The 16,880-nt window shown below is 66.4% G+C and carries 17 protein-coding genes and 1 pseudogene; all 18 read right to left on the bottom strand.

All coding sequences use genetic code 11. The features are described 5' to 3' along the window. Position 1: 1 nt before the first annotated feature. Positions 2-370 (bottom strand): 50S ribosomal protein L14, encoded by a 369-nt coding sequence (gene rplN, locus D5R93_RS03225; RefSeq protein ID WP_119837041.1) that lies wholly within the window; start codon positions 368-370, stop codon positions 2-4. 495 nt (positions 371-865) lie between these two features. After that, positions 866-1,183: a 30S ribosomal protein S17 gene (gene rpsQ / locus D5R93_RS03220; RefSeq protein ID WP_120203794.1), complete on the bottom strand. Its 318-nt coding sequence runs from the start codon at positions 1,181-1,183 to the stop codon at positions 866-868. Then, positions 1,180-1,428: a 50S ribosomal protein L29 gene (gene rpmC / locus D5R93_RS03215; RefSeq protein WP_119837039.1), complete on the bottom strand. Its 249-nt coding sequence runs from the start codon at positions 1,426-1,428 to the stop codon at positions 1,180-1,182. The genes rpsQ and rpmC overlap by 4 nt, the downstream gene beginning before the upstream one ends. Continuing rightward, the gene (rplP, locus tag D5R93_RS03210; protein ID WP_119837038.1) at positions 1,428-1,847 is read right to left on the bottom strand and encodes a 50S ribosomal protein L16; all 420 of its coding nucleotides are present in this window, start codon (positions 1,845-1,847) and stop codon (positions 1,428-1,430) included. Before rplP ends, rpmC begins: the two co-directional genes overlap by 1 nt. A 3-nt stretch (positions 1,848-1,850) precedes the next feature. Next, positions 1,851-2,654 carry a 30S ribosomal protein S3 gene (gene rpsC / locus D5R93_RS03205; protein WP_119837037.1) on the bottom strand — a complete coding sequence of 268 codons (804 nt, stop codon included), beginning with the start codon at positions 2,652-2,654 and terminating at the stop codon, positions 1,851-1,853. After that, positions 2,654-3,030: pseudogene (rplV, locus tag D5R93_RS03200) on the bottom strand (50S ribosomal protein L22). Before rplV ends, rpsC begins: the two are co-directional and overlap by 1 nt. 31 nt (positions 3,031-3,061) lie before the next feature. Beyond that, positions 3,062-3,340 carry a 30S ribosomal protein S19 gene (rpsS, locus tag D5R93_RS03195; protein ID WP_119837035.1) on the bottom strand — a complete coding sequence of 93 codons (279 nt, stop codon included), beginning with the start codon at positions 3,338-3,340 and terminating at the stop codon, positions 3,062-3,064. Positions 3,341-3,352: 12 nt separating this feature from the next. Then, positions 3,353-4,189 (bottom strand): 50S ribosomal protein L2, encoded by an 837-nt coding sequence (gene rplB / locus D5R93_RS03190; RefSeq protein WP_119837034.1) that lies wholly within the window; start codon positions 4,187-4,189, stop codon positions 3,353-3,355. Positions 4,190-4,210: 21 nt separating this feature from the next. Continuing rightward, entirely contained in the window at positions 4,211-4,516 is a 306-nt protein-coding gene (rplW, locus tag D5R93_RS03185; RefSeq protein WP_119837033.1) for a 50S ribosomal protein L23, read from the bottom strand. Beyond that, the gene (gene rplD / locus D5R93_RS03180; RefSeq protein WP_119837032.1) at positions 4,513-5,187 is read right to left on the bottom strand and encodes a 50S ribosomal protein L4; all 675 of its coding nucleotides are present in this window, start codon (positions 5,185-5,187) and stop codon (positions 4,513-4,515) included. The genes rplW and rplD overlap by 4 nt, the downstream gene beginning before the upstream one ends. A 5-nt stretch (positions 5,188-5,192) precedes the next feature. Continuing rightward, complete coding sequence (rplC, locus tag D5R93_RS03175; protein ID WP_119837031.1) at positions 5,193-5,870, bottom strand: 50S ribosomal protein L3; 678 nt, start codon at positions 5,868-5,870, stop codon at positions 5,193-5,195. A gap of 8 nt (positions 5,871-5,878) precedes the next feature. Continuing rightward, positions 5,879-6,187, bottom strand: coding sequence for a 30S ribosomal protein S10 (gene rpsJ, locus D5R93_RS03170; RefSeq protein WP_003786051.1), 309 nt, complete (start codon positions 6,185-6,187; stop codon positions 5,879-5,881). A 330-nt stretch (positions 6,188-6,517) separates the two neighbouring features. Further along, entirely contained in the window at positions 6,518-8,848 is a 2,331-nt protein-coding gene (locus tag D5R93_RS03165; protein ID WP_162933803.1) for a SpaA isopeptide-forming pilin-related protein, read from the bottom strand. A 443-nt stretch (positions 8,849-9,291) separates the two neighbouring features. After that, complete coding sequence (gene tuf, locus D5R93_RS03160; RefSeq protein WP_119837029.1) at positions 9,292-10,482, bottom strand: elongation factor Tu; 1,191 nt, start codon at positions 10,480-10,482, stop codon at positions 9,292-9,294. 191 nt (positions 10,483-10,673) lie between these two features. Next, positions 10,674-12,812 (bottom strand): elongation factor G, encoded by a 2,139-nt coding sequence (gene fusA / locus D5R93_RS03155; RefSeq protein ID WP_119837028.1) that lies wholly within the window; start codon positions 12,810-12,812, stop codon positions 10,674-10,676. A 98-nt stretch (positions 12,813-12,910) separates the two neighbouring features. After that, positions 12,911-13,381: a 30S ribosomal protein S7 gene (rpsG, locus tag D5R93_RS03150; protein WP_119837027.1), complete on the bottom strand. Its 471-nt coding sequence runs from the start codon at positions 13,379-13,381 to the stop codon at positions 12,911-12,913. Then, positions 13,381-13,755: a 30S ribosomal protein S12 gene (gene rpsL, locus D5R93_RS03145; protein ID WP_043558700.1), complete on the bottom strand. Its 375-nt coding sequence runs from the start codon at positions 13,753-13,755 to the stop codon at positions 13,381-13,383. Before rpsL ends, rpsG begins: the two co-directional genes overlap by 1 nt. Positions 13,756-14,229: 474 nt before the next feature. After that, the gene (locus D5R93_RS03140) at positions 14,230-16,860 is read right to left on the bottom strand and encodes a hypothetical protein (protein WP_162933802.1); all 2,631 of its coding nucleotides are present in this window, start codon (positions 16,858-16,860) and stop codon (positions 14,230-14,232) included. Between the last annotated feature and the right edge of the window lie 20 nt (positions 16,861-16,880).

Below are 16,880 nucleotides of genomic sequence, written 5' to 3'. Positions count from 1 at the left end.
GTCAGATCACCTCCGGGGCGAGTGAGACGATGCGCATGAACTTCTTGTCACGAAGCTCACGGCCGACGGGGCCGAAGATACGAGTTCCGCGCGGCTCGCCGTCGTTCCTGAGGATAACGGCAGCATTCTCATCGAAACGGATGTACGACCCGTCCGGGCGGCGTCGCTCCTTGCGGGCGCGCACCACGACCGCCTTGACGACATCGCCCCTCTTGACGTTGCCACCGGGGATGGCGTCCTTCACTGTAGCGACGATCGTGTCACCGATGCCCGCATAGCGCCGACCCGAGCCGCCGAGAACACGGATGCACAGGATCTCCTTGGCACCGGTGTTGTCGGCGACCTTCAGTCGCGACTCCTGCTGGATCATTGAGTATTCTCCTGTCGTCGAGCTGGTTCTCGAGAGGAGTCCCGAGCCTGGCCGAACGTTCTTCTGGACCTGCGCAGCACCCCCGGCGTGACGGGACGAGCCGATCCACAGGGGGAGCCTGCAACACGCTCTCCCGGCAGACACAGGCGCACGGGCACGAGGTCTCTGCCGGGCGCGTCGAGGACGTACGCAGCCCTCCGAGGATAGTCCACGGAACTGGCGAGGCGACACCGAAGAAACACTAACGTCCTATGTGATTGCTCACCACGACCAGTCTCCGCCGCTTTCCGGCTCCGTGCACCTATAGTCACTGCGCCCAGCCACCCCGTCTGTGCAGCACAGGTCTGCGTAGCATCATATAGCGCCATATACACAGACGGCACCGCACCCCTTGACGGGGTGCGGTGCCGTCACTGACGGGCAGCGGCGCCGCTTGCGATCGGGACAGGGAACAGGGCTCCAGCCGACAGCCCCTCCTCGACCCTGGCGTGGCCTCTACTTGGCCTTCTCGATGATCTCAACCAGCCGGAAGTGCTTAGTGGCACTGAGAGGGCGGGTCTCCATGATAGTTACGAGGTCACCGATCCCGGCCTCGTTGCGCTCATCGTGGGCCTTGAACTTCTTGGAACGGCGCACAACCTTGCCGTACAGGGCGTGCTTGTAGTGCTCCTCGACCAGAACCACGATGGTCTTGTCCATCTTGTCCGATACCACGTAGCCGCGACGAACCTTGCGGTGGTTACGTTCAACGGGGGCCTGGCCTGCCTCCGCGACGCCCGACGCGGTCTCTCCTGCTGTAGTCTGCTCGCTCACTTGGACTCCTCCGTGCTGCTGGGAGCGGTGCGGATGCCGAGCTCACGCTCGCGCGCGATGGTGTAGATACGGGCGATGTCACGGCGCACGGCCTTGAGTCGCCCCCGGTCCTCAAGCTGCCCGGTCGCTGAGGCGAACCGCAGGTTGAACAGTTCAGCCTTGGCCTTGGAGAGCTCCTCGGCAAGGCGCTCGTCATCCATGCCGTCGAGATCCGACGGAGTCAGGCCCTTCGAACCGATAGCCATCAGATGTCACCACCTTCACGGGTCACGAAACGGGTCTTCATCGGCAGCTTGTGCTGGGCACGGCGCATGGCCTCGCGAGCAAGAGCCTCATCGACACCGCCAAGCTCAAAGACGACGCGCCCCGGCTTGACGTTAGCGATCCACCACTCGGGAGCCCCCTTGCCGGAGCCCATGCGGGTCTCGGCAGGCTTCTTGGTCAGTGGGCGGTCCGGGAAGATATTGATCCAGACCTTGCCCCCACGCTTGATGTGGCGGGTCATGGCGATACGAGCCGCCTCGATCTGCCTGTTGGTGACATAGGCTGGCTCCAGGGCCTGGATACCGAAGTCACCGAAGGAGACCCGGTTCCCGCCCTTGGACATACCCGTCCGGTGCGGACGGTGCTGCTTGCGGAACTTCGTCCGACGAGGGATCAGCACAGCTCAGGCCTCCGTTCCCTGGTCTGCGGCAGCGGTCTCGGTAGCCGGCGCCTGCTCGGCCTGCTGCTCGCTGTTGTGACGCGCGCCCCGCTCACCGCGTCGGCCACGGCGCTCGCCACGGCCCCGGCCGCGGGAGCCGGACTCAGCCTGCTGACGGGCGAACTCGCGCTCAGTAAGGTCGCCCTTGTAGATCCACACCTTGACACCGAGACGTCCAAAGGTGGTCCTGGCCTCGTAGAAGCCGTAGTCGATGTTGGCCCGCAGGGTGTGCAGCGGGACGCGCCCCTCGCGGTAGAACTCCGAGCGGCTCATCTCAGCGCCGCCGAGACGTCCGGAGCACTGCACCCGAATGCCCTTGGCGCCAGCACGTGCGGCTGACTGCATGCCCTTGCGCATCGCCCGACGGAAGGACACACGCGACGCCAGCTGCTCAGCAATCCCCTGGGCGACCAGCTGGGCGTCCAGGTCGGGGCTCTTGACCTCCAGGATGTTAAGCTGCACCTGCTTGCCGGTAAGCTTCTCCAGCTCACCACGCAGGCGCTCTGCCTCGGTCCCCCTGCGGCCGATGACAATGCCCGGACGTGCGGTATGGAGATCGATGCGCACACGGTCCCGGGTGCGCTCAATATCGACCTTGGAGATGCCGGCCCGCTCCATACCGCTCTCCATGAGGCGGCGGATCTTGACATCCTCCTCGACAAAGTCGCGGTAGCGCTGGCCGGGCTTGGTGGAGTCGGCGAACCACCGTGAGCGGTGGTCCGTGGTGATGCCCAGGCGGAACCCGGTCGGGTTGACCTTCTGCCCCATTACCGGGCTCCTTCCTTCTGTGCGGAGTCGGCCCTGTCGCCGACGATGACAGTGATGTGGCTGGTTCGCTTCAGGATCCGGCTGGCCCTGCCCTGGGCACGAGGACGGAACCTCTTGAGGGTGGGCCCTCGTCGGCATACACCTCGACGATGAACAGGTCGTTCTCGTCGAAGCGCTCCCCGTCACGCTCCGCCTTGAAGCGCGCGTTGGCGATAGCGGACTCCACGACCTTGCGCACCGGCACCGCAGCGGCCTGCGGGGCGAAGCGGAGCACGTTGACCGCCTCGACCGCGCGCTTGCCACGGACGACGTTCACGACGCGGCGGGCCTTCATCGGTGTGCAGCGCACGTACTTAGCCTGCGCCTTGGCTTCCATGTTCTCTGCCTCTCAAACTTTCCGGGGCCCGTCAGCGACGAGACCTACGGTCGTCCTTGACGTGCCCGCGGAAGGTGCGGGTCGGAGCGAACTCGCCGAGCTTGTGGCCCACCATGGCCTCGGTGACGAAGACCGGGACATGCTTGCGGCCGTCGTGGACGGCGAAGGTGTGCCCGAGGAAGTCCGGGGTGATGACCGAACGACGGGACCAGGTCTTGATGACGTTCTTGGTGCCCTTCTCGTTCTGGGCGTCCACCTTCTTCTGCAGGTGGTCGTCGACGAAGGGCCCCTTCTTCAGGCTACGCGGCATATCAGGCTCCTATCAGCGCTTCTTGCCGGTCCGACGACGACGCACGATGAGGCGGTCGCTGGACTTTTTCGGACGACGGGTACGACCCTCGGGCTTGCCCCAGGGAGAGACAGGGTGGCGGCCACCGGAGGTCTTGCCCTCACCGCCACCGTGCGGGTGGTCGACCGGGTTCATGACCACACCACGCACGGTCGGGCGCACGCCCTTCCAGCGCATACGGCCGGCCTTGCCCCAGTTGATGTTGGCCTGCTCGGCGTTGCCGACCTCCCCGACGGTAGCCCGGCAGGCAGCCTCCACGTTACGGATCTCACCGGAGGGCATGCGCAGCTGCGCGTACTTGCCCTCCTTGGCGACCAGCTGGACAGAGGTGCCGGCGCTACGGGCGATCTTCGCTCCCCCGCCAGGACGCAGCTCCACCGCGTGGACCACGGTACCGGTCGGGATATGGCGCAGCTGCAGACTGTTGCCCGGCTTGATGTCCGCCCCCGGCCCTGCCTCAACCACGTCACCCTGACGCAACCGTTGCGGGGCGATGATGTAGCGCTTCTCCCCGTCGGCGTAGTGGAGCAGGGCGATACGAGCGGTACGGTTGGGGTCGTACTCGATGTGCGCCACCTTGGCGGGCACACCGTCCTTGTCTCCCCGGCGGAAGTCGATGACCCGGTAGGCTCGCTTGTGCCCACCGCCCTTGTGCCGCGTCGTGATGCGCCCTGAGGAGTTACGCCCACCAGTTTTGTGTAGCGGGCGCACCAGCGACTTCTCGGGCCTGCTACGCGTGATCTCCGCGAAGTCGGAGACCGAGGAGCCTCTCCGGCCGGGTGTCGTGGGCTTGTACTTACGGATTCCCATGTCGGTCCTCTACCTTCCGTGTCACTCAGCCACGTCGCCGAAGATGTCGATCGTGCCCTCGCGCAGGGTGACGATGGCGCGCTTGGTGTCCTTGGACTTCCCCGTGCCCGTGCGGGTCCGCCGGGTCTTGCCCTTGCGGTTCATCGTGTTGACCGAGGCGACCTTGACGTTGAAGATGGACTCGATAGCCATCTTGATCTCGGTCTTGTTGGAGCCGGGAGCCACAATGAACGTGTACTGCCCGCGGTCCATGCACGAGTAGGACTTCTCGGAGACGACCGGGGCGATTATGACGTCGCGGGGGTTCTTGGACTTCTCGAGACTCACTTGGACTCCTCCTCACTGCTGTCCTGGTTCTCTCCCCGCCCCAGGAAGGCGTCCAGAGCAGGCTCGGTGAAGACGACGTCGTCGGAGTTGAGGACGTCATAAGTGTTGAGCTGGTCGGCCCACAGGATGTGCACCTCGGGGATGTTGCGCAGGCTCAGCCTGGACAGGTCGTCCCCACGGGTGATGACCACCAGCGCCTGGCGGTCAGTCAGGTGGTGCAGCGCGTCGAGCGCAGCCTTGGTCGAGGGGACCTCGGTGGTGACGAACTCGGTGATGACGTGGATACGGCCGTTGCGGGCACGGTCAGACAGCGCCGAGCGCAAAGCGGCAGCCTTCATCTTCTTGGGAGTGCGCTGGGTGTAGTCCCGCGGCCTGGGGCCATGCACCACGCCACCGCCGGTGAACTGGGGAGCACGCGTCGAGCCCTGGCGGGCCCGACCGGTCCCCTTCTGGCGGTAGGGCTTCCTGCCGCCGCCGCGGACGGCGCCGCGGTTCTTGGTGGAGTGCGTACCCTGGCGGGCGGCGGCCATCTGTGCCACCACGACCTGGTGCATGAGCGGGATGTTGAGCGCCACGTCGAAGACCTCGGCAGGAAGCTCGACGGTGCCGGTCCTGGCACCCGTGGAGTCGACGACGTCGACACTCAGCGCCGCAGTCAGGTTCTCAGGCATCGGTCTCAGGCTCCCTTCACGGCTGTGCGGACGACGACCACCGAGCCCTTGGGGCCGGGGACGGCACCGTTGATGAGCAGGACGCCCTTGTCGGCGTCCACCCCACGGACCTGGAGGTTCTGGACGGTGCGCCGCGCGTGACCCATGCGGCCAGCCATGCGCAGCCCCTTGAAGATGCGACCAGGGGTGGCGCAGGCACCGATCGAGCCCGGCTTGCGGTGGTTGCGGTGGGATCCGTGGGAGGCGCCGACGCCAGCGAAGCCGTGGCGCTTCATGACGCCCGCGAATCCCTTACCCTTGGACGTTCCGGTCACGTCAACCAGCTGCCCGACCTCGAAGGTGTCAGCAGTCAGCTCCTGGCCGAGGGCGTAGTCCTCGACCAGGGAGGTGCGTACCTCCGCCACGTGACGACGTGGCGTGACACCTGCCTTGGCGAAGTGGCCCTGGAGCGGCTTGGTCACCTTGCGCTCGTTGACCTCCCCGAAGGCAAGCTGCACGGCCTGGTAGCCGTCAGTCTCCAAGGTGCGGATCTGGGTGACCACGTTGGTGTCCACCCGCACGACGGTGACAGGGCGCAGGACGCCGCCCTCGTCCCAAATCTGGGTCATGCCGAGCTTGGTACCTAGCAGCGCCTTGGCGGGCCTGGCAGGCGCAGCCGGAGCCGGCGTGTGAAGCGTTGTCATGGCGGTCCTCAGAGCTTGATCTCAATGTTGACGTCAGCGGGCAGGTCAAGCCGCATGAGCGAGTCAACAGCCTTGGGCGTCGGGTCAACGATGTCAATCAGCCGCTTGTGCGTACGCATCTCGAAGTGCTCACGGCTGTCCTTGTACTTGTGCGGCGACCGGATGACGCAGAAAACGTTCTTCTCGGTCGGCAGCGGCACGGGACCCACGACCGTCGCGCCTGCGCGGGTCACGACATCGACGATCTTGCGCGCCGAGGAGTCGATGACCTCGTGGTCGTAGGACTTGAGCCGGATGCGGATCTTCTGTCCCGCCATGGCGCCTAACCTCTCTTGTACTTGCTTCTGACCGGTCCACGCACTCGGGCGTGTCGCCTGGGCGGCGCACACTGATCCCGGGGCGTCAAGACGCAGGCCGGTCTGGACATGCGCGGACCTGGCCCAGCAGGCCAGGTCCGTCAGACTGGGTCCCGGGCGCTACCCGGGACGCGGCCAGGAGGGGTGGCCCTCACCGGCCGGACAACGCTATCAGGGCTCTGGCCTGACAGAAACCTGCGACAACCTCTCAGGCCTGTGAGACCGCACACCGTTCCCCGGGTTCGGGCGTGTCGTCCCAGGCTTGTCCCGCAGCCGCCCCGTCCGCGCCGGTCAGATCAGGTCACTGCGCCGAGAACGCTGCCTGGCAGCCAGAGCGAGCGCACCCAGCCCCAGCAGCACTGCACCTGTGACAAGCAGCCCGGTGACGGCTCGGCTCCCGGTTAGGGGCAGCGTGAGCGGCCCTACTGAGGGCGACGTAGAAGGCGAAGGCAGTGTAGAAGGCGATGTGGAAGGCAGTGTAGAAGACGGCGTAGAAGACGGTGTGGAAGAAGATACAGGAGGCGCTGCGGACTGTTCCGCGGTCGGCAGCACCGGTGGCCCTGTAGACGGGAACGGCTCTGTGGGCGACTCCGTAGGTGGCCCCATGGAAGGTTCTGCGGAAGGCTCCGTAGAGGGCTCCGCGGAAGGCTCCATAGAAGGCGGCAGCCCTGTGGGGGACGCCGTCGGCGAGGCCGGAGCGGAAGCGTTGACTACGGCGCCGAAGTCGGCCGTGGCCTCAGGTGTCGAGGCGTCGACGGTCACGCTCAGAGTCTGGGTGGAAAGGCTGTAGCCCGTCGGGGCCTGCGTCTCCTCCAGGGTGTAGGTGCCCCAGGCCAGTCCCGTCAGCCGGAAGCGGCCGTCAGCCGGGTCCTCGTCAGGCTGGCTGTTGTCCGACACCGCTGTCTGCGCGCCGTCAGGACCGTGCAGGAGCCACTCGGAGCCTGGCAGGAGCTCTCCGGTGTCGCTGGTCTTTGACCAGGTCAGTGTCGCCGGCAAGGGGGCATTCGTGACCGTGCAGGTGACATCCGCCCCGTCCGAGAGGGTCACGGAGTCCTGGGCGACGTCGAGCTGCTCCCCCGCCGCCGTGACGCACCGAGTCGAGTCACGCCCATAGGCCTGGTAGCCCTCAGGGCTGTCCTCACTCAGCAGGTACGTGCCGGAAGGGACCACCTGAGAAGTCACCTCCGACGACCCTGACGTGCCAGACACGACCGTTCCAGCCGTCGCCGCGTCGGTACCAGTGGCGGTCAGCGTCCAGGCGGCCGGGTCGGGACCGGTCCCCCCGTCCGCACCTGCCAGCTCCTTGACCAGCGTCAGGGTGGATCTGGCGGAGTAGTGGTTGGTGAAGGCACAGGTCACCGGTAGCGCCTCGACCGAGGCAGCGGCTGACACGCCGGTAAAGTCAACCGTCCTGGACGCGAGGTCGTAGGTCACGTCAACGGCCTGGCCCACACCGTTGAGGCAGCTCAGCCCGGTCAGCGCCCAGCCTGACGGGGTACCGGCGTCACCGGCTCCTCCACCGCCCTGACCCGCGTCCAGGTCGTCCTCCGTGACAGTGAAGTCAGACATGCCCGCGTAGAAGCTGACGGTGCTCGAGGCCTGGGTGCCCGACTCCCCCAGGCCTGTCGGCGTGACGGGGGCGAAGGCGTCCTGAGCGACCAGGGACCTGCCGGGGGAGACGGTGTAGGAGAAGGCGGGGATCGTGACGTCCTGCGCGCCGGGGTCGGCCGTGGCTGTCTTGGTCAGGGTGAGAGTGCGCTCCTGGTTGAAGGAGCCGTACAGGCAGGCGTAGGTGGTCTGCCCCTCGGCCGTAACGAACTGGTCGGAGGCCGCCTCGGCGTCGTCGGGGTCCCCCGCACAGGTCCCGTCCTGCGTAGGCAGGAATCCCCACAGCACCAGCCGGTAGGGCATCCCGTCTTCGGTGACGACGATGTTCGTCGCGGTGGTCCTGGTAATCGTCAGGACGTCAGCGACACCACCCTCTGCCTCAGTGTTGTCGGTCTCCTCCTGGACGAACGGGAAGGACTCCTCCATGCCGTCAATCCTGACGTTGATAGCGCCGTGCACCCAGTGGTAGCTTGATCGGATCGGGTAGTTGTTGTGGCGGATCGTGCCGACAAGGAAGGTCTGCCCACCCTGCACGGTCCCTGGATCATTGGTCCTGAATCCGAGGGCTGACGTCGCGTCGAGAGAGGCCTCGGTGAGTCCAGGGCACTCGGTGCCGGTGGAGCTGCCGGGCCTGCCCCGCTGGAAGTAGGACCAGTAGTCGCTGTCCACCCACTGCGACTGCGCGGTCTGTGTGACCACACCGTCAGCGGAGACGTACCCGTAGGCCTGGCAGTCCTCGTAGTCCTGGGCCGAGTCCGTCGCGGAGTCGTTGACGGCACTGACCGTCATACGACCAGTGATGTCACTCAGGTCGAGCGAGATGTCGGCCCCGGGCTCCATCTCCGCTGCCTGAACGGTACCAGCGGGAAGCAGGAGTGGTGTCAGCACGGCAGGCGCAAGACCGGCAGCAAGCCCAGTCACCAGGACAGCTATGGTCACCAGGACCTGTCGGCGCGGCCTGCCACCGGTGGTGCAGGTGCGCTGCGGGGCCGGGCTGGACACTGTGCTCGACACGGTACTCAGCACTTTGGTCAACAGTGTGGTCAACACTGTGCTCACGAGGATCTCCAACGACGGTCAGACAGGAACAGGTGCCGCGATGCGGCTACGACCAGAGGCCGGTAATTCTCATTCTTACTTCACGCACCTACCAGCGCAAGCACCATTCTTTAATTGTTATCCCGTATACCTCCCTGAGCGTCGCAGCCCAGCGGTGAACGCCCTTCCTGCAAGCCCGGCGCCTCAGCACGACAACGGGACAGGCCCCGTGACAGATGCTTGGTCCCCTCCCGGACGTGCGGAGATCCGCCCCGCTCAGCCTCCGCCTGCACACCTGCGTGACAGCCCTGATGGCGCGCCCAGAATGCACGTTCCCCCGGCGCTGCGAGGAGCGCCGGGGGAACAGCGGCAACAGACCTGCACCTCAGGGGTGCGTCAGGCAGGACGCCAGCAGCGTGTCACTTGATAACCTTGGTGACACGGCCGGAGCCGACCGTGCGCCCGCCCTCACGGATGGCGAAGCCGAGGCCCTCCTCCATGGCGATGGGCTGGATGAGCTCCACGGTCATCTCCGTGGTGTCACCAGGCATGACCATCTCAGTACCCTCAGGCAGCGTGATGACACCGGTGACGTCGGTGGTCCGGAAGTAGAACTGCGGACGGTAGTTGGAGTAGAAGGGGTTGTGACGGCCGCCCTCGTCCTTGGTCAGGATGTAGACGTGCCCCTCGAACTCGGTGTGCGGGGTGATGGAGCCGGGCTTGCAGACCACCTGGCCGCGCTCGACGTCCTCACGGCGGGTACCACGCAGCAGCAGGCCACAGTTCTCACCGGCCCAGGCCTCGTCCATCTGCTTGTGGAACATCTCGATACCGGTGACGGTGGTCTTCTGGGCCTCACGGATACCGAGGATCTCGACCTCGGAGTTGATCGGCAGCTTGCCGCGCTCCACACGGCCGGTGACGACGGTACCGCGGCCGGTGATGGTGAAGACGTCCTCAATAGGCATGAGGAAGGGCTTGTCCATGTCACGCTCGGGGGTGGGGATGTACTCGTCCACCGCGTCCATGAGCTCCTTGACCTTGGCAGCCCACTCGGCGTCGCCCTCCAGTGCCTTCAGGGCGGAGACGCGGATGACCGGAGCCTCGTCACCGTTGTAGTCCTGGGAGGAGAGAAGCTCGCGCACCTCCATCTCAACCAGGTCGAGCAGCTCCTCGTCGTCCACGGCGTCAGACTTGTTGAGGGCGACCAGCAGTGCAGGCACACCCACCTGGCGGGCGAGCAGGACGTGCTCACGGGTCTGGGCCATGGGACCGTCGGTGGCGGCGACCACCAGGATCGCGCCGTCCATCTGGGCGGCACCGGTGATCATGTTCTTGATGTAGTCGGCGTGACCGGGCGCGTCCACGTGGGCGTAGTGACGCTTGTCCGTCTCGTACTCGACGTGCGCGATGTTGATGGTGATACCGCGCTGACGCTCCTCGGGAGCCTTGTCGATCTCGTCGAAGGGGGTGAAGGGGTTCAGCTCGGGGTACTCGTCGTGCAGAACCTTGGAGATCGCAGCGGTCAGCGTCGTCTTGCCGTGGTCGACGTGACCGATCGTTCCGATGTTGACGTGCGGCTTGCTCCGCTCGAACTTGGCCTTGGCCACTGGTGTCCTCCTGGGACTCGGGTAGTGCTCTTCGTCGTGACTCGACTAGCACATGCTAGCGGTCATGGCGAGGAGAGTCTCTACTGGTGGATTGTTGGAAATCTTACTGAAGTTGTGGTCTGGGGGGTGGCGCACCACCGGTAGCAGCCGGGACCGGGATCACGGCCCCGGCTGCCAGGGAGGCGAGGAAGTCAGGCACCCCTGACCTTGGCGATGATCTCCTCGGCGACGTTGCGGGGAACCTCAGCGTAGGAGTCAAAACTCATCGAGTACACCGCTCGCCCCTGGGTGCTGGAGCGCAGGTCCCCGACGTAGCCGAACATCTCCGACAGCGGGACGGTGGCGCGCACCACCTTGACGCCAGCGGCGTCCTCCATGGAGGCGATCATGCCGCGACGGGAGTTCAGGTCACCGATCACGTCCCCCATGTATTCCTCAGGGGTTCGGACCTCCACCGCCATGACCGGCTCCAGGAGGACCGGGGAGGCCTTCTTGGCCCCCTCCTTGAAGGCCATAGAGCCCGCGATCTTGAAGGCCATCTCGGAGGAGTCCACCTCATGGTAGGCGCCGTCGACAAGGGTAGCCTTGATATCGACCATGGGGTAGCCGGCAAGCACACCGGTGAGCATGGCGTCCTGGACGCCCGCGTCCACGGAGGGGATGTACTCGCGCGGCACACGGCCACCGGTGACCTCGTTGGCGAACTCGTAGTGAGCCGCCTCGCCCTCGCCCTCCTGCTGGGGGTCGTGAACCAGCGGCTCGAAGCTCATCTGGACCCGGGCGAACTGGCCGGAGCCTCCGGTCTGCTTCTTGTGGGTGTACTCGATCTTGTCGACCTTCTTGCGGATGGTCTCACGGTAGGCCACCTGCGGGGCACCCACGTTGGCCTCCACCTTGAACTCGCGGCGCATACGGTCCACGAAGACGTCCAGGTGGAGCTCCCCCATGCCGCCGATGACAGTCTGGCCTGTCTCCTCGTCCAGGGAGACGGTGAAGGTGGGGTCCTCCTCCGAGAGCTTCTGGATAGCCACTCCCAGCTTCTCCTGGTCGCTCTTGGTCTTGGGCTCGATCGCCACGTGGATGACGGGGTCGGGGAAGGACATGGACTCCAGGACGACCGGCGCGGACTGGGCGCACAGGGTGTCACCCGTCGTGACGTCCTTGAGCCCGATAAAGGCGTAGATGTGGCCCGCGTGCGCCTCGGTGACAGGGTTCTCCTTGTTGGAGTGCATCTGGAAGAGCTTGCCGATGCGCTCCTTCTTGCCCTTGGTGGCGTTGAGGACCATCTCTCCCTGGGCCACCTTCCCGGAGTAGACGCGCACGTAGACGAGCTTGCCGTAGAAGGGGTGGGTGGCCACCTTGAAGGCCAGCGCGGAGAAGGGGGCCTTCTCGTCGGCGGCACGGGTGAGGACCTCCTCCTCCTTGCCCGGGACGTAGCCCTCGACGTCGGGGACGTCCAGGGGCGAGGGAAGGTAGTCCAGCACCGCGTCCAGCACCGGCTGGATTCCCTTGTTCTTGAAGGCGGAGCCCGCCAGGACCGGGAAAGCCTGCCCGGAGACGGTCAGCTTGCGGATACCAGCCTTGAGCTCGGCCAGCGTCAGCTCCTCCCCCTCCAGGTACTTCTCCATGAGGGTGTCGTCCGCCTCGGCCACCGTCTCGACGAGCTCGCCGCGCAGCGTCTCCGCCTTGGCCACCAGGTCTGCGGGAATCTCCTCGTACTCCACCACCGAGCCGCGGGTGTCCTTGCCGTCAGCGTCCTTCTCCGGGAAGCGCACAGCCCGCATCTCCAGGACGTCAACCAGGCCGGAGAACTCGTTCTCCGCGCCGATGGGGAAGTTCAAGACAATCGGGGTGGCGTGGAGCCGGTCCCTGATGGTCTGCACGGAGAAGTCGAAGTCGGCACCGAGCTTGTCCATCTTGTTGATGTAGCAGATGCGCGGGACGTTGTACTTGTCCGCCTGGCGCCACACGGTCTCTGACTGGGGCTCCACGCCCTCCTTGCCGTCGAAGACCGCGACGGCGCCATCAAGCACGCGCAGGGAGCGCTCAACCTCCACCGTGAAGTCGACGTGGCCGGGAGTGTCGATAATGTTGATCTGGTTCTTCTTCCAGAAGCAGGTGGTGGCCGCGGAGGTGATGGTGATACCGCGCTCCTGCTCCTGCTCCATCCAGTCCATGGTGGAGGCGCCGTCGTGGGTCTCGCCGAGCTTGTAGTTGATACCCGTGTAGAACAGGATACGCTCGGTGACGGTCGTCTTTCCGGCGTCAATGTGGGCCATGATGCCGATGTTGCGGACCTTGGTGAGGTCGGTCAGCACGTCGAGTGCCACTAGTGGTGTCCTTCTTTCGTAGGTCTTGGCCAGAGGCCGTCGGCCACGGCCCGCCTGCAGCGGGCCAGCCGACGCGCCAGGGTGAGCCGGCGCCGGGGCTACCAGCGGTAGTGGGCGAAGGCCTTGTTGGACTCGGCCATTCGGTGCATGTCCTCACGACGCTTGACAGCGGCGCCCAGGCCGTTGGAGGCGTCGAGGATCTCGTTCATCAGCCGCTCGGTCATGGTGTTCTCCCTGCGCTTGCGGGAGAAGTCCACCAGCCAGCGCAGCGCCAGGGTGGTGGCCCGCGAGGGACGGACCTCGACCGGGACCTGGTAGGTGGCCCCACCGACACGGCGGGAACGGACCTCCAGGGAGGGACGGATGTTGTCCAGAGCGCGCTTGAGCACCGAGACCGGGTCCTGCTCGGTCTTGGAGCGCACCCCCTCCAGGGCGCCGTACACGATGCGCTCGGCGGTGGACTTCTTCCCGTCCAGGAGGACGCGGTTGACCAGCTGGGTGACCACAGGCGAGCCATAGACGGGATCGACGGCGATGGGGCGCTTGGGTGCGGGACCCTTACGAGGCATTACTTCTTCTCCTTCTTGGCGCCGTACTTGGAACGTGCCTGCTGACGGCCCTTGACGCCCTGAGTATCAAGGGAGCCGCGCACGATGTGGTAGCGGACACCAGGAAGGTCCTTCACACGGCCGCCACGCACGAGCACGATCGAGTGCTCCTGAAGGTTGTGGCCCTCACCGGGAATGTAGGCAGTCACCTCGATACCGGTGGACAGGCGCACACGGGCGACCTTACGGAGAGCGGAGTTCGGCTTCTTGGGAGTCGTGGTGTACACGCGGGTGCACACACCACGACGCTGCGGACTGGACTTCAGCGCGGGCGTCTTGGACGCCGAGCGCTTGGTCGAGCGGCCCTTGCGGACCAGCTGCTGGATCGTGGGCACTACTGATTCTCCATTGCGACGTGCGTTGGGTCTGGATGCTACCCGCTCACCGGCCCCGTTCTCAGGCCGACCGCACACGTCAGCACAGAAGTGCCGGAGCGCCCGACCTGGGGTCCACGACGCCCGGAGCCCCGCAGGGCCCGTCGGTTCCCGCCGCGGCAGACCCGCGTCACGGTCGGCCTGAGCCGTCGGCTATCAGCAGCCAGGACACAGAACCAGCCCGCTGGGAACGGAGTAGAGAACGGCGACCCGCGCTCGGGCACCGCAGATCAGGATACACACCTGCTCCCCACAGCCACCAGGCCGAGGAAGCCGGTGTGGGAGTGTTTCTCAACACTCCCACACCGCTGTCACACCGCGTCCGCACCGAGACCCCGCCGGGGCTGCTTGTCCGTCCGGCGTCTTTTTGCGGCGTTGCTGCCTCCGTCCCAGTCCGGCCCAGCCGCCTCACGGCTCAGGGGCGCACCAGCCCGCTCACCCCCACGAGGGTGAGGAACTGTCAACCGTCACCTCAGGCTCTCCGCCACCCTCCGGCCACTCGATGCTTCCGGAGAAGGTGAACCTCACCGACCGGGGCTTGGGGTCCTTGTTCCACTGCGACGGGTTCTGCGTGACCGAGATGATGATCTGCTCGGAGGCGAAGGAGGACGCAGTGACCTCGTCCAGCCCGGAGGCGTCCTGGGTCACCTTGAGCGACGCAAGATCAGTGTCCTGAACCTCGCTCGGGCACACCGCGTCGGTGTTGCCCGGGACGGAGGCGCACGACTCGGTCTGGGCCTTGACCTCCTCCAGGACCAGGTCCTCCAGCTCCTGGGTCGGCTCGCTGGTGACTTCCATAAGCATGTCGGCGGCAGCAGAGGCGGGCAGTGCTATCAGGGAGGAGGTCTCAGCGGTCAGGTAGCTGGCCAGGCTCTGGGGCACCCCGACATCGTAGGTCCCGGCGTAGACGTACTGCAATGTGGTGCTGGTGGAGCTGTATTCCTCCTCCGAGGCCTCCAGGGCGAGGTCCGTACCTGCCACGGAGATCGCGTCCAGCCCGTCGGCCGAGCTGAAGGTGACCGGGACGACCAGGGGCGTGGTGACCTCCCAGGTGTCCAGGAGCCCGTACTGCCTGTCACCCCTGGCCACCGTGAAGGTGAAGTCAAAGTGCTCACCATCCAGGGAGAGGGTTGTCGATACCTTAGCCGTGTCCTCCTCGACCTGCGGCTCCGACACCGTCACGACCTCCACCCTGGAGGTCGCGGCCGCCAGGGCCTCGTCATTGAGCAGCGCGCGCTGGGAGTTGGGTACACCGGGGTCCACCATCTGCGTGGCGGCCTCGGCCCTTCCCTGCGACAGCAGGTCCAGGTAGGCCTCCACCTCCTGGTCGGGGCCGCGGCGGCCGTTGAGGAAGTTGACGCAGGCCATACCGACGACGACAAGCACCAGGAGCAGTCCCGCCGTCCCCAGCACCAGCCTCATACGGCGCCGCGCCTGCGGGCTCATCGGCTGCGGCTCCGGCAGCGCCTGAGCCTGCTGTGAGGCAGTCGGGGCGGGCGCCTGCTGACCTGGCGCTGCCAGGTCGGAGGACACCGGGTCGGAGGACACCGGGTCCGCCACCTCCGCGGACGCAGACACCGGGGAGCCAGAGGCTGGATGGCCTTGGAGCACCCACTGGCCGGTGCTGGCGTCCTCGACGAAGAGCGCTCCGGTGCTCAGGTCGGTGGCTGTCGCCGCGCCCGTGGCCGGGTCCGTCCCGTAGCTCCAGGTGTGTGAGCCCTCGGCCTGGCCAGCCTGACCAGTACCCTGCGCGACACCCATCGAGCCACCCAGCGAGCTTCTGCCACTGACCCACTCAGTCACCGCCCTGGTGCCGACCATGACCCGCAGGAGCTGGTTGGCGTTGGCGTACAGCCAGGCAGGAAGGTACTCGGCCAGGACGGAGACCACGCAAGCCAGCAGAGACACCGTGATGAAGGACCACCCTGACGGCATCGCCGACGCCGAGACCATCTCACCTCCCCCGGACATGCGGGCCGGGACGAGCACGTAAAGCAGCGGGACGCTCAGGGCGAGGGCGGCGACAGCCAGCGGCCAGGTACGGGCCAGGACCGCCCCACGGCTGCGCGCACGCAGGACACCCACACGAGCCGCGGCGACGACGGTGGCCAGGAGCACGGTGACAACCAGGAGGAGGACAGCCCCGACAGGCAGGTCGCCCACGGTGACCAGGGAGTCCTCCGAGGAGTTCGCAGCGACGCCGAGGCCAGCCACCTCTCCCCTGGCGACCAAGCCTCCCAGCGTCGCCAGGGACAGAAGGACCACGACCAGGTTGGGCAGGTAGACGATAAGGAGAGCCAGGGCCTGCGGGACGCCCTCAGCCAGCGCCCACGCAGTGCCTGCAACAAGGGTAACGGCCCCTGTCACCGTGCCCAGGCTGACCAGGAGCGCCCACACCTCGCGGCCCGCCTGCCTCAGCCCTATGGGCAGCCCGATCACGGCTGCGCGGTCGAGCCGGGCCGCGCTCAGCGCCGTCATGACCACCACAGACACCAGGACGACGGTAGGCAGCGGGGAGGAGGAGACAGACAGGCCGTCCCCCGAGTCGCCGCCTGCCCGTGGAAGTCCCGTGAGCAGGCCGAGGAGCAGCCCGGTGGCCAGGGCCTCGACAGCACAGCGCTGCAGGGTCGCCGCCCGGTGGAGGGAGGAGCCGTCCACCGGCGCACGTCGGCGCGCCACCAGGTAGACACCGCAGCCTATGGCAAGAAGTGTCCCCAGCGGTAAGACGGTCACTGTGGCGCTGACCTGGATGAAGAACGTGGCCGTGATGGAGAGCTGGCCGCCCAGAGCCGCTCCCATGAGCACCAGCAGTGCCGACAACGACGCCGGGAGGTTGAGATCCTCTCGCGCCTCGGAGGTTGCCGCCATGAGCAGCAGAGCGCTCAGCAGCGCCCCGCCCAGGACCACTGCCTGCACCAGGGCGAAAGAAATGAGACCGGGTTGGCGCACCAGCGCGGCGAAGGTGGCCTGGCGGGCGGCAGCGGCTGGTGTCTGGGGCTGGGACGGCGTCGCGGCGCCAGCACTCGGGTCAACGGGGGGCGTAGGAGCCGGACCTGGCTCGCTCATAGTGCGGCCTTTCTCAGGAG

This window comes from Actinomyces lilanjuaniae, assembly GCF_003606385.1.
GTDB classification, from domain to species: Bacteria; Actinomycetota; Actinomycetes; order Actinomycetales; family Actinomycetaceae; genus Actinomyces; species Actinomyces lilanjuaniae.
The sequence above is the reverse complement of the archived record's forward strand: the minus strand, read 5'-3'. Positions and strand labels throughout refer to the sequence as shown.

What these genes read in the sequence shown, in the direction of transcription:
- rplN (WP_119837041.1), bottom strand. Translation starts at nt 370, where the DNA reads ATGATCCAGCAGGAGTCGCGACTGAAGGTCGCCGACAACACCGGTGCC.
- rpmC (WP_119837039.1), bottom strand. Translation starts at nt 1,428, where the DNA reads ATGGCTATCGGTTCGAAGGGCCTGACTCCGTCGGATCTCGACGGCATG.
- rpsC (WP_119837037.1), bottom strand. Translation starts at nt 2,654, where the DNA reads ATGGGGCAGAAGGTCAACCCGACCGGGTTCCGCCTGGGCATCACCACG.
- rpsS (WP_119837035.1), bottom strand. Translation starts at nt 3,340, where the DNA reads ATGCCGCGTAGCCTGAAGAAGGGGCCCTTCGTCGACGACCACCTGCAG.
- rplB (WP_119837034.1), bottom strand. Translation starts at nt 4,189, where the DNA reads ATGGGAATCCGTAAGTACAAGCCCACGACACCCGGCCGGAGAGGCTCC.
- rplD (WP_119837032.1), bottom strand. Translation starts at nt 5,187, where the DNA reads ATGCCTGAGAACCTGACTGCGGCGCTGAGTGTCGACGTCGTCGACTCC.
- rplC (WP_119837031.1), bottom strand. Translation starts at nt 5,870, where the DNA reads ATGACAACGCTTCACACGCCGGCTCCGGCTGCGCCTGCCAGGCCCGCC.
- rpsJ (WP_003786051.1), bottom strand. Translation starts at nt 6,187, where the DNA reads ATGGCGGGACAGAAGATCCGCATCCGGCTCAAGTCCTACGACCACGAG.
- rpsG (WP_119837027.1), bottom strand. Translation starts at nt 13,381, where the DNA reads ATGCCTCGTAAGGGTCCCGCACCCAAGCGCCCCATCGCCGTCGATCCC.
- D5R93_RS03140 (WP_162933802.1), bottom strand. Translation starts at nt 16,860, where the DNA reads ATGAGCGAGCCAGGTCCGGCTCCTACGCCCCCCGTTGACCCGAGTGCT.